Annotated in this window: 13 protein-coding genes; 5 read left to right on the forward strand and 8 right to left on the reverse strand. The window is 43.6% G+C overall.

From position 1 onward, the window contains the following. Nucleotides 1–192: 192 nt before the first annotated feature. Nucleotides 193–1,815, reverse strand: coding sequence for a GMC family oxidoreductase (locus JMY06_RS09795; RefSeq protein ID WP_201618104.1), 1,623 nt, complete (start codon nt 1,813–1,815; stop codon nt 193–195). Between the two features lie 343 nt (nt 1,816–2,158). Between JMY06_RS09795 and JMY06_RS09800 the strand changes: the two genes are divergently transcribed. Then, nucleotides 2,159–2,602, forward strand: a complete 444-nt coding sequence (locus JMY06_RS09800) for a DMT family transporter (protein ID WP_201618105.1) — start codon at nt 2,159–2,161, stop codon at nt 2,600–2,602. 23 nt (nt 2,603–2,625) lie between these two features. After that, nucleotides 2,626–3,081, forward strand: coding sequence for a DMT family transporter (locus JMY06_RS09805; RefSeq protein WP_201618106.1), 456 nt, complete (start codon nt 2,626–2,628; stop codon nt 3,079–3,081). An 86-nt stretch (nt 3,082–3,167) separates the two neighbouring features. On the opposite strand, the gene JMY06_RS09810 is transcribed toward JMY06_RS09805, so the two are convergent. Further along, nucleotides 3,168–3,764: a hypothetical protein gene (locus JMY06_RS09810; RefSeq protein WP_201618107.1), complete on the reverse strand. Its 597-nt coding sequence runs from the start codon at nt 3,762–3,764 to the stop codon at nt 3,168–3,170. A gap of 110 nt (nt 3,765–3,874) precedes the next feature. On the opposite strand from JMY06_RS09810, the gene JMY06_RS09815 reads away from it, so the two are divergent. Continuing rightward, on the forward strand, nt 3,875–4,096 hold the full coding sequence (locus JMY06_RS09815; RefSeq protein ID WP_201618108.1) for a hypothetical protein: 222 nt from the start codon (nt 3,875–3,877) through the stop codon (nt 4,094–4,096). Nucleotides 4,097–4,366: 270 nt separating this feature from the next. Here the strand turns inward: JMY06_RS09815 and betT are convergent, their stop codons facing one another. Both betT and JMY06_RS09825 read right to left on the reverse strand, forming a co-directional pair. Next, nucleotides 4,367–6,634, reverse strand: coding sequence for a choline BCCT transporter BetT (gene betT, locus JMY06_RS09820; RefSeq protein WP_227672278.1), 2,268 nt, complete (start codon nt 6,632–6,634; stop codon nt 4,367–4,369). A gap of 226 nt (nt 6,635–6,860) precedes the next feature. Beyond that, nucleotides 6,861–7,253: a hypothetical protein gene (locus tag JMY06_RS09825; RefSeq protein WP_201618109.1), complete on the reverse strand. Its 393-nt coding sequence runs from the start codon at nt 7,251–7,253 to the stop codon at nt 6,861–6,863. A 234-nt stretch (nt 7,254–7,487) separates the two neighbouring features. On the opposite strand from JMY06_RS09825, the gene JMY06_RS09830 reads away from it, so the two are divergent. Continuing rightward, nucleotides 7,488–8,150, forward strand: a complete 663-nt coding sequence (locus JMY06_RS09830) for a DUF924 family protein (RefSeq protein ID WP_201618110.1) — start codon at nt 7,488–7,490, stop codon at nt 8,148–8,150. Between the two features lie 85 nt (nt 8,151–8,235). Here the strand turns inward: JMY06_RS09830 and JMY06_RS09835 are convergent, their stop codons facing one another. The 3 genes from JMY06_RS09835 to lpxB form a co-directional block, all read right to left on the reverse strand. After that, nucleotides 8,236–9,498 carry a CAP domain-containing protein gene (locus tag JMY06_RS09835; RefSeq protein WP_201618111.1) on the reverse strand — a complete coding sequence of 421 codons (1,263 nt, stop codon included), beginning with the start codon at nt 9,496–9,498 and terminating at the stop codon, nt 8,236–8,238. Between the two features lie 83 nt (nt 9,499–9,581). Continuing rightward, nucleotides 9,582–10,460: a ribonuclease HII gene (locus JMY06_RS09840; RefSeq protein ID WP_201618112.1), complete on the reverse strand. Its 879-nt coding sequence runs from the start codon at nt 10,458–10,460 to the stop codon at nt 9,582–9,584. Nucleotides 10,461–10,490: 30 nt separating this feature from the next. After that, nucleotides 10,491–11,726: a lipid-A-disaccharide synthase gene (lpxB, locus tag JMY06_RS09845; RefSeq protein ID WP_201618133.1), complete on the reverse strand. Its 1,236-nt coding sequence runs from the start codon at nt 11,724–11,726 to the stop codon at nt 10,491–10,493. Nucleotides 11,727–12,199: 473 nt separating this feature from the next. Between lpxB and JMY06_RS09850 the strand changes: the two genes are divergently transcribed. Further along, a complete protein-coding gene (locus tag JMY06_RS09850) occupies nt 12,200–13,282 on the forward strand; it encodes a 3-deoxy-7-phosphoheptulonate synthase (protein WP_201525945.1) in 1,083 nt (360 codons plus the stop codon). A gap of 168 nt (nt 13,283–13,450) precedes the next feature. Here the strand turns inward: JMY06_RS09850 and pepN are convergent, their stop codons facing one another. Next, nucleotides 13,451–16,093 (reverse strand): aminopeptidase N, encoded by a 2,643-nt coding sequence (gene pepN, locus JMY06_RS09855; RefSeq protein WP_201618113.1) that lies wholly within the window; start codon nt 16,091–16,093, stop codon nt 13,451–13,453. Nucleotides 16,094–16,330: the final 237 nt, after the last annotated feature.

Genomic DNA, 16,330 nt, shown 5'->3' on the forward strand with positions numbered 1-16,330 from the left:
CAGTTATGAAGCTGCTGTGATTCTAGCCTGTGTCTTTATTTGGCTGCCGCTGATTTGAATTCTATACAGACCCTAGTAGTTATCAAGCCTAAGAAAACGATTAAATCAAAAAACTTTCCAACTCTACAAAGAAATACTGGAAAGCCTTTCTTAAGTCTATATTTTAAACATTAAGCTATTTTTAAAAAAATATCACGCAGAAGCAACATGCTCAGCCTTAATCTGGTCGGCAATTTTTTCAGCAATAGCGATGGTTGGGGCATTGGTATTGGCACTGTTTAGCGTGGGTATAATCGAGGCATCGACCACCCGCAATCCATCAACGCCTCTGACTTTAAGATCTAAGTCAACGACCGACAGACTATCTGAACCCATACGACACGTGCCTATTGGATGATAGATGGTGTCCGACTTATTGCGTATATAACCCAATAAACCGTCCTTTTCAATATAAGGTGCCGCATAGTCCTTGGTAATATACTTTGCAATGGGTGCTTCTTGCATAATCGCGCGGGTGCGCTCTGCACCTGCCAGCATATAGTCAACATCTTTTGGATGCGACAAATAGTTAGGATCAATTAGTGGTGGCGCGCTTGGGTCAGTAGATGACAGTTTGACCGTACCTCGACTTTCAGGTCGCAGGTAACAACTGTGAATGGAGATGGCATAGCCCCATTTAAGCTCACGTCCGTGATTAATGACCCGAGAGATCACAAAGTGTAGCTGGGTATCTGGCCAATCTTTTAAGGCTTCTTCCTTAGCACTAAAAAAAGCTCCGGCTTCAGCAAAGTTGGTTGTCAGCAATCCTGTACCGTCTTTTCTCCACTCGTTCGAAGCTTTGATCAAATTACCGGCTGCAGTAAAGCCAACTCCGAACACATCCTTGGTATTCACCTCGTAATCAAAGACCACGTCAAGGTGATCCTGCAAGTTTTCACCCACATTCGGCGAATCATAGACAACCTCAATGCCATGTTCTTGCAAGTGTGCTTTAGGACCAATACCTGAGAGCATCAATATCTTAGGTGAGCCAAACGTCCCCGCACATAAGACAACTTCTGAACGGGCTTTGATAGTGTATTCTTCTTCGTGCTTATGGTAGATCACGCTGGTTGCGCGTTTATTCTCTATTAAGACACGTGACACCTTTGCATCCGTAACAATAGTGAGATTGGAGCGATCTTCCACAGGATGTAGATAGGCGGCAGCCACTGAGCAACGTTGCCCTTGTTTGTCACCATGAAAGTGGCTGACTTGATACAGAGCTGCACCGTCTTGCTTGGCACCATTAAAGTCGTCATTACGATCAAGCCCATTGGCGACGCATGCATCAACAAAAACACTAGAGATAGGACGGGGACTGATCAGTTCAGTGACATGCAAAGGTCCGCTATCTCCGTGATAGTCATCTGCGCCGCGACTGTTGTTTTCTGATTTTTTAAAATAAGGCAATAACTGCTCATACCCCCAGCCATCACAACCCTGATCGACCCAGCGGTCATAATCTTTTGCACTTCCACGAGTATAGATCATCGCATTAATAGCTGATGAGCCGCCCAGACACTGTCCACGAGGCTGATAGCCGAGGCGATTGTTGAGGTGGGTTTGCGGTACAGTGTTAAAGCACCAGTTATTTATTTTAATCGGTTTATCACGCATCATCATAATGACGGCTGCAGGAAGACGCACCGCGAGACTTTTGCCGTCGCCGCCGAATTCTAGTAGACAGACATTAATATTGCGATCTTCTGACAAGCGTGCTGCCAAAACGCAGCCTGCAGACCCGCCGCCAACGATAACATAATCAAATTCCATACTTAAATAGCTCCCTGCTGATAAATAGTATCAATTCAATGACACGCTACTATCATCCTTGATAGTGATATTCTTAATAGCGACATTCTTGATAGTAATGTTGGACTCAGATGAATTGTCTCAACTCTTAATTAACTATAGCAGAAGTCATCAAATATATTTGCTTAATTGAGAAAATATATAACAGTCGTTCGTCGTAAGAAAATAGATGTCGTAGCTCTCTGAATCTCATTACAAAACCTAATTAAGCAATATTTCTTTGTTAACCTATACAGTTGCTTACACGTAAGCATAACCATACAATGTGGGCTTTAAAATCTAAAGGAAAACCAGAAGGATAGCTATGAAGCAAATCGGAATGTTGTTATTCGTAGTATTGGGAGGCATGGCGCTAGCGCTAGAAGCAGCATTTTTGGGACCATTAGGAGAGAGCATTGGTCGACTATCGGCGTCTTTATCCATATTTCTGATTGGTATTATCGTCTTTAGTCTGGCGATGATAACACTGAGAGTCGCAGGTAAACGCAACTATCTATCCACGCTACCTAAGCAGCCACGCTGGCTATTGACTGGTGGCCTCGTTGGTTTTATTTATACTATAGTGCTCACTATTACCACACCTTTAGTAGGCGTTGGCACAACTATGGTAGGCATTTTATGCGGTCAAATCACCGCCAGTCTTGCCATTGATCATTTTGGTATTTTGGGTAGCAAGCGCCGCGCCATTGATGTCTATCGGGTGTTGGCATTATTGCTGATTTTGATTGCCCTTTGGCTGATTTATTAAGACAGTTTATTAGGAAAGTTGTTATGCTATTGACCCTCGTGTTTCCATTATTACTGCTAGGCGGTATGGCCATCGCGGCGCAGTCTTCCATCAATGGTGCGCTCAGCATCCGTACCGATGTCGTGACTACCGCTTGGCTGGCCAACGTTGTTGCTGCTGTTATTTTATTGATATTGGTGGTGTTTTTTGAGCCGCCGCAGACAGCTACCATGTTTAGTGTGCCGACATGGCAATTAGCAGGCGCGCTGTTTGGCGCTTTCTCCATGGTGGCTATCGTGATTGGAGTGCCACGTATTGGTACGGCGGCAACCATCGTTGCTGTCATCGCCGGACAAATCATCACGGGGCTGTTAGTTGACCATTTTGGCTTGTTTGGCAATACGCAACTAACGCTAGACTATAAGCGAATGGCGGCTATCGCCCTACTCGCTGGTGCATTATATTTAATTTACTTGAGTAATGTGCGTGGGAAGATTTGAGTTGATGTAATAAATAAAAAGCTGAGTAAAATATTTATTAGGACGTAAATTTTGCTATAACGCTAAATACTCTATGCTTGCTAAAGCTATTTAATAAGTAATTTCTGTAACAATTGCTGTTTAGTAACCTCGCCATGCATTAATCCAGTTTCATCTTCAAAAATATCTATCGCATGATTTAACAGCAATCTTACATCATCAAGTAGTACTTTCAATTCGTATATATTAATAGTATCCATCCAACTAAAGTTTTTGTCCTTATTGTTGTTGTGAGAATATCGAAAACTAACGGCATAGCTATCTACCTCACTTAACTTATCAATCAGTTTTGATAAACTAGACAATAAATTTGTGTCATCAATTTTAATATTAAATTTTTTCTTTGTGAGCAGCCAATGTTCTTTAAATGCATTAGCTAATGAGCTTAGCGTATGTACTGGCTTACCAACCATGCTCTTCGACCCTGAAAACTCATGAAAATACTCAATGTTATATTTTAGAATAAGTTCGAGATAATGACGCATTGAATAAAGTAAAGGTAGAGCGATAGTATCTACAGGAACGTTTGAGTCATACAGTATTTCAAACGATGTATAATATTGCATTGCATAAACAAAGTTATTGTTTGATGACATACCTATATGGCTGTATCTTCTCGCTTGTTCCCACCAAGTATTTTTCATGCTTATATTCCAACTATATATTTGATGCCTATGATGCCAACTGCCGCTGACACCATAGGACTTTTCAAAGATTGAAATAAATCATAGCAACCGTAAGCACAAGTCCACTTATGGCAGTAATTATTGCTGCTACGTTTACCTTTATCTCTATGTTGGTTGAAATTTTCATGGTTTTTGCATCCATCAAAACGACTCAACCGGTTGAATCATTAAAGATTCGCATTTATATACCGCGTTGCCACGCGGTTGGGCTTACTTTGACTAGTATAAGCTTACCCGTTCGGACGATTTCTGCTGGTACAACCAGCCCAAATTTCGAGCTACTGCTCTAAATAAGAAGTCGCCCTTTAGCCGCTTATCAAGCGACATTCGGAGTTGATGGCTCCGAAACCTTTAAAAATATAATTACTAGATAATATACACGTTATTGGAGTGGAAAACACTATCCAAAGCCTTATATGTTGAAAGCAGGTGGAACATATAACTATAATCAAAAACACAACTTAAAAATCTAAATAACTCACGCTGCAACACGGCTATTTAGCCCCGCCTAGCTGAGTAGATAATGGCGGAACTGGCTCCTCATTATCTATACAACCTTATTAATCCTTACCTGCTATCGGAGTTGCCAGCGTTAACTCAGCATCACTCTCCGTAGGAGTAGTCAAAAAGGTTAAATAAGCTTCATATTGCTCAAGCACATCATCAATGACTTGCTGCTTGGTTAACCCCGTCAAATCATAACCGCCCGAACCTGTCTGCGTGGTCACTTCAAGTCGATAGTAGACATCGGTATCAGCCGCCATTTTGCCACTAAAGGTAGGCGACGGAGTCTCAACCATAGAGACCTGATAATAAAAGTCATCCATGGCAGCCGTCGACAATCGCAGCAACGGCCCCGATGCTTCTAAAATACCTTTATTAGAGCTAGCATTAGCCGCATTGCGATTGTGGTCGGCGTTGATCCGCTCGACATCGTAACCTTGACGGCGGAACTCATTGGCGACATCGTCAAGCGCTGGGCGTACAGTGCGCTCAAGGAACCTTATGGACTCGCGCTTTGACGGATAGGTGAGCATTTGTCCCAAGCGCTGCGTCCATGAGCGATCGGGTATATGACCGCCACTTGGTGCAATAGAAGGACGACGCAACACCGTGCCTTCACGTTCGGCTCGCTCAATACGTAGCGCCTTATAAAATGAGAACATCACTAGGTAAGCAATAATCGTCACCGGTAAGGCAAAGATAAGCGTCGCATATTCCATGGTAATCACGCCGCCTGCTAGCAACATCGAGATGGTCAGTACCGCCGTCAATACTGCCCAAAAGATACGCAGCCACTTAGGCCCATCTTTCGATGGATCTGGAATCGAGGCAGAGAAATTCGACATGACCATCGCGCCTGAGTTGGCACTGGTAATATAAAATAGCAATCCTGAGAAGGTGGCTAGACCAATTAAGAAAGTCGCACCGGGGAACATTTCCAACAGTGCATACCAACCGCGCTCAGGGCTTTGAACCGCCAGTTCAGCAAAGGCAGTATTGCCTTGTAATACTTCATAAAGCGCGGAGTTACCGAAGAAGGAAACAATAATAAAGTCACAAAAGACGGGAACGGTAATCGCGGCAATGACAAACTCACGTAGCGTACGCCCACGGGAAATACGGGCAAGGAAGACACCAACAAATGGCCCCCAAGCCAGCCAAAATGCCCAAAAGAAGAGCGTCCAACCACCCATCCATTCACTACTGCCAGGCACATAAGCGAAAGTCTTGAACATGCGGGCAGGTAAGGTTACAAAGAATTGCCCTAAGTTTTCGACCAACGCATTTAACAAAAATGCGGTTTGTCCAGCGATGAGAATATAGGCCATCATCGCCACTGCACTCCACAAGTTCAGCTCAGATATCCAGCGAATACCCCGGTCGACGCCTGAGGTGGTTGCCGCGATGGTCAGGATGACAGCACCCACCACCAGCGCAATCTGTAGCGTCAGCCCTTCCTCAAAACCAAAAATCTTGGAGAAGCCAACGTTCAGGAGTACCACCCCGATACCCATCGTCGTCGCGACACCAAATACGGTGCCGACTAACGCGATGATACTGATGCCATGACCGACAGGGCCTGTGACGCGTTTTCCTAATAAGGGATAGAGAGCGGCTCGGATCGACAACGGCATATCCCAGCGATAGGCAAAGTAGCCCATAGCCATGCCAAGTAACGCATATACCGACCAGCCAGCGATACCATAATGGAACATCGTCCAAACGACTGCATTTTGCATAGCATCGGCGCTTGAGCCCTCACCTGCGGGCGGCGTCAAATACTGTACGACAGGGCCAGTCACCGAGAAGAACAGCAAGTCAATACCAACCCCAGCTGCGAATAGCATTGCCACCCAAGTACCCAACTTATACTGCGGGCGCGAATCATCAGGACCAAGGCGAATATTACCTTCTTTAGAAAATGCCACCCACACTACAAAACCAATGATCAATGCCATCGTAATCACGTAATACCAACCGAGGTTTATTGATATCCAGTCAACAACCATTTTCATCGTCATGCGGGCGCCATCGGGCATAAAAATAGCCCATAGGGAGAAGGCGATAATCACTAACGATGAAATGATTAACACACTCCAATTAATATGAGCGGTACTGTTCTTAGATAGCTCTTGCGCCCCTTTTTTAAGGTCGCTGCGTGATATAGGTACATTGTCGTCAAGATGATGCTTAGGCGGACGTTGCGTACCGCCAAATTGACTGCGCTCAAATGGGGGTTGCGGCTTCCCGGTCTGCTCATTTGGCATTTCCGTGTTTTGCTGCGTATCCTTGGACGATTTGTCGCTTGATGGGTCATTAGTCATGGGTTTATTCCTTGCATTCAACTCATATTCAATAAGCGAACGCACTTTTATATGTCGTTGTATTTTTGAGAAAATAGGTGGCGAGCAGTATCATAACATGCTACCTAAAAAACTTATGTTAGCTATAAAAAGTCCATTAGCTGAAAGCCACGGACGCTGTTTGTAAGTTGGTGATGAGTTTAGTAATTTAGATTTAGTGTAAGGTAGAGATTGGAAAGCAATGCATCTAAGGAAACATTTCTTTAGAGATTTTAGCGCTTATAGTAAGACCTTTAATTTTTTCATGCCAGTCTTCTGCTGTAGGATGAGGAAGACTATTCAAAACAACTAATTCTTTATCATAATTCTCTTTAAACCTATTGACGAAATTTGTCGCAACATAACCACACGGTATAATAATAAGCTCATTGTCACCTGACTCTTTGATTACACTTGATAATCGTATAGAGAATTCATTGAAAACGTCATCCTCGAATAATTCTTTATTCATCTCCTCTACTTGAACGTTTTTCCCTAAAGTACTTCTAATACTCATTAGCTTATTGACTAGAGATAAATCATCACCCGATATCCCACAAGGATAGAATTCTTTATTCATGGGCAAAATTGAACAATTCATAATTCCTAAAAAATCATATTATAATAAGGGGTAGGCATATTTATTGGTCGTACAGTAGATGATGAGTTCATAATAGACAACCTAATAGTAGCGTTTGTTAAGGAGCATAACCGTCGTAGCAGTGTTATAGAAACATGCGAAAACCTACGGATTATAGATAATGCTTGGCAGTGTTATGACGCGACTAAATAATTGCGTTATAGTAGTACAAATCCCTCATCATTAGAATAGATTATGTCTCTCTCAACCGATTACTCTACATCCCTAGAACAGTCTGATCCAACCCAGCTTGATCTGCCCCAACTTCATTCTGATGCTCGCGCTGTATTAGACTTCTGGTTCGATAAAGATAACGAGCCGTATTGGTTTGTAGCAGATGACAAGTTTGATAAGCAAATCGCTGATAAGTTTGGCGAGATATGGCGGGCTGCCATTGCAGGTGAATGCTCACTTTGGCGTCGTACCGAGGGACAGGCAGCTCTTGATACAAATAGTGATAATTCAACTACTGACTTAGCCGGACGTTTAGCGGAGATTATCGTGTTAGATCAGTTTTCACGTAATCTCTGTCGTGGACAAGACTCTGCTTTTGCGCAAGATAGTATGGCACTGGTGCTTGCTCAAGAAGCCGTTCATCAGCCTAGATTTAGCACTTTACCGTGGCAATGGCGTCAGTTTATTATTATGCCGATAATGCATTCCGAATCAGCGGTGATTCATGCACGCTATTTGTCGCTGTTTGAACAATTAAACGATTTAAATACGCTGGACTTTGCCTATCAACATCAAGCAATTATTGAACAGTTTGGTCGTTATCCACACCGTAATGCAGCGCTAAATCGAACCTCAACCGCTGAAGAATTGGCATTTTTACAGCAACCGAACTCGTCATTTTAAATCTTTTAATAAGCTTTGAAGTAGAGTTACTCTCTATCTATTAATTACCACTTTTTAATTAAAGGCTTCTTAACCAAATGCTTTTTTAATTAACATTGCCGGTGGTAAAGGTAAATTGTTTTCTCTCAGAGGCTTTGCCATCTACTAAAACATCGAAGCTGACTTTGTATTTACTATTGCCATAAAGTCCGCAGTTTTTGCTTTTTCTACGGCCAGTCTCACAGCTTTTCAATGCATCCGTAAGAGGCAAAATAAAGGCTTCGTTTTTTAGTAATGCATACGCGGTTTCTTTATGAGGGTCGTCACGATAATCGAGCAAGTCAGTCGGTAACTCTATATTACGCTCAATATCGTGGAACGTAATATTACTGACGCTAATGGTGTTGGCGGTTGGTATGCTGATATAGACAGGCTGACCGATAGGGTCAGTACTTAAATCGCGACCTGTGCCTTCGACGGGGTTTGGCGACTCATTATATAGCGCAGTATTGGTGTCAGTCACCCCATCACAAGGGTAAGTAAATATGCCTTTAAAGTTGCTGTTTTCGGTCTCTTGGATAGCTGCTGAATTATTCACTAAGACATAGCTTTGGTAGGTATTGGCATCTTTGCCATAAGGAGTATAGGCCACCACACTTGAGCCGGCTTTAGCAAGACTTGGCATCATTAATGAGCTCAGATGGTAAGGCGCGGCTAATAGAGACTTGACCATGCCTTGTGCCGCAAGTTCAGGGGATACGACTTTACCTGCCGAATTAAAATAGGTCGTATGAGAGATGTTTTCAACGACAATATAGTTGCGAGGATGTTTGGCTGCCAGCAGACGTTCTTTCATGCTCAGGCCACTAAAAAAAGGATTATTCGTTCCTGTCCATTCTTTAATATCTGCAATCTCATTTTCATAATGTACATTGAATAGCGTTGGTGCTGATTTGGAGAATGCATACTGAATATACTGCGCATGTTGGGTAGCAATTTTAGTCAGGGCGTCATTTTGCGTGACCTCGCTTAGTCCACATTGACTGCGCTTACGGCTAATTAAATTAGAAGCTTCTCGCCCCGCCGATTCATAGTTTTTATTCTCAACCGTGTTAATACCCACTTCGGTCTCAATATCAGTTTCAAGTGCTGACGGCTTAACAACTGTCTTTGTTGGCGCAATTGGTACGTCTGCAGTCTCTGGCTGTACAATTAACGTCTCATTAGACTCGTTAGGCTGGACCGTATCAGCATCCGTTGAGTTATTTGACTCACTATCTGTGCTTGCGTCGCAAGCACTTAAAAACACCGTTGAAAAAAGTATCACAGGTATCACAGTAAGGCTTTTCGCCAACGTATTGAATGTCATCGCTTATCCTATAAGATAATGAGGCTGAGCTGAGAATGGTAAATAAGAATTTTGAAAGTGGTAAAAACTGTAAGAAGTGGCTATTAATTCTCAAGCGCTCGTCTGACCGGTCCGAAGCTACGACGATGCTCAGGCAAGACGCCATGAATATCGATAGCCTGCATATGCGCTTTTGTTGGATAGCCTTTATGATTGGCAATACCGTATTGTGGATATTGAGCATGCAGCTGATACATGGTTTCGTCACGACTGACTTTCGCTAAAATACTAGCAGCGGCAATACTGGTATGACGCGCATCCCCTTTTACCCACGCTTGGCAGTCGATAGCTGAGGAAACCATACCTATTTTTGCAAGCTTGGCATAATCTAGCTCAGGACAGCGATTACCATCGAACAGCAATTCAGCCTGTAGCTCACAAGACGGATGATCCGCTATTGAGTTTATCTGACTTACTAACGCCACCAATAATTCTTCGGTACATAAACGCATACCCAGCATGGTCGCTTGTAGGATGTTTACTTGATCGATCACGGCCGCTGGAATATCAGCAACAATATACGCTAGAGCATATTGCTGAACTAAGGGATAAAGAATATCGCGCTTTTTTTCACTCAGCTGTTTGGAGTCAGTTAAGATGGACAGCTTTGTATCTTGTAGGAGCTTATTCTCGATCAGACCTGACCACATTTTTGGCAATATTGCAGCAGCCACATTGACGCTACCTAATAATGGCCCGCGCCCTGCCTCATCCACACCAATTTGTAGCGTCAGCAGCTCAGAAGACATCTCAAGGTCTTGCGCTGGTTCCATCGCATACTCAGCCAATAACTTAGCAATATTTAGCTGACCGTTCAGGTGAATCGGCGCGGCTAAGCTAATATACTGACCTTTAACATCAATATGTTCAATGTCGATGTTAATAGCGATAATATGATTGTTTGGACAAGTCTCAATGCTCATAGCTTTAACTGTCTTATTCACTGGGGCTTACTAACGATAATTTTGAGCATACCATTGCTCAATCACGCTATTAGCAGGATTATGGTTGCTTTGCTGCTGTAATGTTTTCTTATTCTCAATAAGCGCGTTTAACTGCTCATTATAAGCGCGTGGTTGTAATAACTTTATCACTGTACGGCAGATACTATCGCCATTAGCTTGCTCTTGGATCAGCTCAGGAACAATCGCTTTGCCCGCTAGGATATTAGGTAGGGCCACATAAGATACTTTTACCAAGCGCTTAGCAATCTCATAGGTTAGCTGATTCAGCTGATAAATCACCACCATCGGACGCTCAAGCAGCATAGCTTCAAGGGTTGCAGTGCCCGATGCTAGCATGACAACATCTGACGCCGCCATCGCTTGTTGGCTAAAAGCGGGCTGGCTTTCGTCATAAACTACAGCAATAGCAGCACGAAGTTGTTCTGAGCGCTTATCAATCACCTCTTGTACAATATATTGATGATTTTGATCAACCGTTGGTACGATGAAACATAACTTGGGGTCGAGCAATAATAACTTTTGGATACCGTCAAGCATCAATGGCAAAATAGCAGTAATCTCGCCACGGCGTGACCCTGGCATCACACAAATAAGCTGGCTGACTGTCTCAAAACGCTCTACGAAAAACTGTTGCAAACTGCCATCATCCCAGACCAATTCACTGCGCAACTGATGGGTCGGCGTGTCTAACAACTCTTGATTGATAGTTCTTAGTAGCGGATGTCCAACACATATCGCTGGATGATCATAACGCTCATATACTGGCAGCTCAAAGGGAAACAAGCACAGCACTAAGTTAGTAGCCGCCTTGATACCATGAATACGCGACTCCCGCCACGCCCAAATTGATGGACTGACATACTGCACACAAAACACGCCTTGGGGTTTCAGCTTTTTAGCAACTCGTAAATTAAAGTCGGGGGCATCAATACCAATAAACCAATCAATATCGGCTGAACTAAAGGCCGTAAGCAGCTCACGGCGCGCTTTTAGCAAATCTGGCAGTTGTGATAATACCTCTACCAAGCCCATCACCGCCAAGCGCGATAAAGGAAAAATAGTTTGCAATCCTTGCGCGGCCATTTTTATACCGCCGACACCCACCCAGACGATATCATCACGCAGATTATTCATCTGCTGCATAAAGTCAGCACCCAGGCCATCACCGGACACCTCGCCTGCAACAATACCAATCACCAATGGTGACATGGGTGATTTTGCCATCTCGTCATTCGTCTCTGTTGAGCTTGTAGCAGAAGTGCTCGTTAAGTCACTGTGTTTAAAAGACGTAGCAGATGTGGGAAGCGTAGCAGGATCTATCATAACAAGCTCTCGATATTAACAAGGCATAACGGGCAACGTAAAAATACAGCACGAGCCGCTATTTATAAGTCGCCATCATACGTGACGCCGATACAAATTGCCAAATGACAGCATTATAGCGCGACCAATAATCGCTTAACTCGCTTAGCTTAAATCACTCAATAGTGCCGTTATCAGTTGTCTTTGATAAGCTTATAATTAAGCCAAAATAGGAGTAAAAAATCTATTAAACACCTAGATAACAAACAAGTATAACAAATTTTTGGTTTCAACATTCCAGTTATCAGTCAATTAACTGGCCGACTGGCCTTGTCAACTGGAGCTTTACACCGCATAATGAATATCCCTATAAATTGGCTAGACGGCGTATAATCATGACAACACCAACTACTCATAACGCAGACATTGATGACGTGAATATTGAACAATTCATCCCTTTGATTACTCCCGCTGAGCTAAAAACTGAGCTACCCCTGACAGAGCCGGCTTATCAAACCGTCTTAAAAGGTCGCCATACCATCCAAGATATCTTGGATGGTAAAGACAAGCGTCTGTTTGTGGTCATTGGCCCTTGCTCGATTCATGACATTAAAGCGGCTCATGAATATGCTGACCGTTTGGCAGTATTGGCAAAAGAGATCGAAGATACCATCTTTGTAGTGATGCGCGTCTATTTTGAAAAGCCGCGTACGACTGTAGGCTGGAAAGGCATGATCAATGACCCCGATATGGACGATAGCTTTGATATCGAAAAAGGTTTGCGTACTGCCCGTAAGTTATTGATCGACTTAAATGAAAAAGGCTTACCGTGCGCGACCGAAGCACTTGATCCGAACACTCCGCAGTACATGCAAGACTTGATCAGCTGGTCAGCGATTGGTGCGCGTACTACCGAAAGCCAGACGCATCGCGAGATGAGCTCAGGCTTATCCTGTCCGGTAGGATTCAAGAACGGTACCGATGGTGGCATGACCGTCGCTGTCAACGCCATGCAAGCGGTAAAAGCCGGTCATAGCTTTCTAGGGCTTTCCTCAGATGGTAAAGTATCTATCATCAAGTCCAAAGGCAACCCTTACGCCCACGTGGTATTGCGCGGTGGTAACGGTAAACCTAACTATGATGAAACGGCTGTCGAGCAAGTTGAAAACGCACTGGCTAAAGGCAAAACCAGCAGCAAGATTATGATCGACTCCAGCCATGCCAACTCGGGTAAAGATCCCTACTTGCAGCCAATGGTTATCCAAAACGTCGCTGAGCAAATCCAAAATGGTAATAAATCTATCATTGGTATGATGATAGAGAGCCATCTAAAAGGTGGTAGTCAGAAACTGACCGCTGATTTGGATGCATTAGAATACGGCGTGTCTATCACTGATGGTTGCCTTGACTGGGAAAGTACGGTTACGGCCCTACATAATCTACGTGACATGGTAAAAGATGTTCTACCTAATCGTTAATCGCTACTGTCATTAGTTAATTAGTTATAAGTTTTATTGAAAGTTCGACACGAAAAAGCCCACCTATTTATAGATGGGCTTTTTTATACTTGATAAGCTAACATTTTGGAAACTTGAGTAGCTTTAAAAGCTTAGTACTTAAAGTATCAGCAAACCCAGTTGCAGAAACTACTCTCCCATCGCACCCAATACGCTGTCCAAGCTCTCGAGCACATGTTTAGAAGATACCTGCTGTTGCAAAGCTTTTAAATGATCCTGCGCCATTTGTCGGCGCGGCTCAACCAAGGTATACCAACGTGCCAATACTTGTAATAAGCGCGACGCTACCACTGGATTGGACTCATCTAGCTTTTTAATAACATCGATATAAATATCTAACCCCTCTGGCGTCCAGAGTACGGTAGGCTGAGTAGTAAAAGCGCTAATCACTGAGCGAATGCGGTTAGGTGTGTTCCAATCAAAATCATCACGTTCGAGTAACGTTTGGATATCAGTGGTAGTAACATGATCAGCGGACGCTTGCACACTAAACCATAAATCAATCACTAAGTCATTGTCTTGAAAACGCTGATAGAAATCTGCTAGATAATCATCACTTCCTGTCACTTGATGATTGACCATCGCTTTTAGCGCACCAAAACGTTCCGTCATACAGCTGGCGTTATCGTACTGCTGCTGTGCCCACTTAGAGGCTTCACTAACGCCTGCGGTCAATGCCATATCTAATACGACATTACGCAATGCACGCTTGCCAAGTGCTTCAGGGCTGTCTGAATATGCCTCCAGTGGTAACTGATTATAGAGAACTGTCCACTGATCTTTTAGCGACTCGGCAACTTGGCTGTATAAGCTGTCACGCTGCTCTTTAATCAATACCGGATCATAGTTTTTATGAATGGCCGAAGCTAACTCTTGCGCTGATGGAATATCTAATAAACGTGCCGCCAACATGGCATCAGTAGCCATTAATTGTGGTAACGTTTTCGCCAGTGCCTGCAAATATACTTTAGGATCATGCCCTTGTAGCAAAATACGATTGACCAGCATTTGCGTCACTTGCCAGCGGTTAAAGCCATTGGTTTCATGAGTCAATAAAAAAGCCAAATCTTCATCTTGATAATCATAATTAAGCTGTACCGGCGCACTAAAGTCACGTAGCAATGACACCACCGGCTCGCTGCTAACATTCTCAAAGCTAAAGGTTTGCTGCGCTTGATCCAACATCAGCATACGCTCAGCGATAATCGCGCCAGTTGCTTTATCAAATAACGCGGTCGCTACCGGAATAGGCAGTGGTTTTGGTGCATCAAAGCCTGCAACGTGGCGTGTCTGTTGACTCAAAGTAATGGTCAGCGTTTGCATCTTCTCATCATATTGCTGATGTCCAGACAGCACTGGCGTACCTGGCTGACGATACCAATCGATAAAGTCTTCAATCTTGCTATCAGTGATGCTCAGCGCCGATAAGAAATCTTCAACGGTCACAGCTTGCCCATCATAACGACGGAAGTATTCATCCGTGCCTTTACGAAAATTATCTGGCCCTAAAGTATTGGCAAGCATACGCACGATTTCTGCGCCTTTCTCATAGATAGTGGTGGTATAAAAGTTATTAATCTCAACAAAGCTCTCAGGCCGTACTGGATGTGCCAATGGGCCTGCATCTTCGGCAAACTGATGCGCACGCAACGTTGCCACATCGTCGATACGCTGAACCGCACTGGATTGCTGATCCGCAGAAAATGACTGGTCACGAAAGACGGTCAGACCTTCTTTTAAGCACAACTGAAACCAATCGCGGCAAGTGATACGGTTGCCCGTCCAATTATGGAAATACTCATGGGCAATAACTGCTTTGACATTAAAGCTGCGTGCATCGGTGGTGGTCTCAGGACTGGATAATACGCAGGCGGTATTAAAAATATTAAGGCCTTTGTTTTCCATTGCGCCCATATTAAATTGGCTAACGGCGACTATCATATAGCGATCTAAATCATAGGCGCGACCGTAATTGACCTCATCCCAAACCATAGCATCTTTGAGCGCCTGCATACCGACCTGACATTTGTCAATATCGGTAGACTTAGCATATAGCTCAAGCGTTACGTCACGACCCTCAGAAGTAGTATGATGATCAGTGAGCACATCTAAATCAGCAACCACACAGGCAAACAGATAGCTGGGTTTATTAGTCGGATCATGCCAAATGGCATAATGACGATCTGGCGCATCAGTAACGTCACCTTGTTCGACTAAATTACCATTGGCCAATAGCGTCGGATAACGTTTATCCGCTTCCAAACGTGTGGTAAATATTGCCAACACGTCAGGACGATCGGGATAAAAGGTAATTTTACGAAAGCCCTCAGGCTCGCATTGAGTGACAAACATAGTATCGCTACCACTGCCTGCCATATATAAGCCTTCAAGGGCGGTGTTGGCTTGCGGATAAATACGCACTTGTAGTTGCAAGGTTACATTATCAGGCGCATCGGTAATAGTCAGCTTGCCATCTGCTTGCTCGTAACGCTCAGACGCAAGGGGTTCATCATCAATCATGATGGTCATCAACTCGATATCTTCGCCATTCAGTACCAAATCACCCGCCGCCTGACGATTCATCACCAATTTGCTATCAACCAATGCATAATCCGCAAACAGCTTAATATCTAAATCAACTGTCTCTACATCAAAGCTTGGCTTCTTATAGTCTTTTAAATTAATTTTACTATTAATTTCACTCGGTGCATGTGGTGGCACATCCGCCATTTCAGGGTTGATTATTTGAGTAGCGCTTTCAGCGGTAGACATGAATAGTCCTATTATTAGATAGTGATAAAACTAGAGGTTAGTAAAAATCGTGATTGGTTTGGGATTAACTCGAGAGTATCGAATAAATAGCTATAAAGTTGACTATGATTAACCTTATAATTACATTGGTGTGAGGGTCAGGATTTCAAGGGTAAACGCTTAACAAAACGGCCGATTTTACAACCCTAATCTTATGGCTATCATTTATTAGACTGACAAAACCTTCTCCAGATTGCC

Source organism: Psychrobacter urativorans, from assembly GCF_904846675.1.
Lineage (GTDB): Bacteria > Pseudomonadota > Gammaproteobacteria > Pseudomonadales > Moraxellaceae > Psychrobacter > Psychrobacter urativorans_B.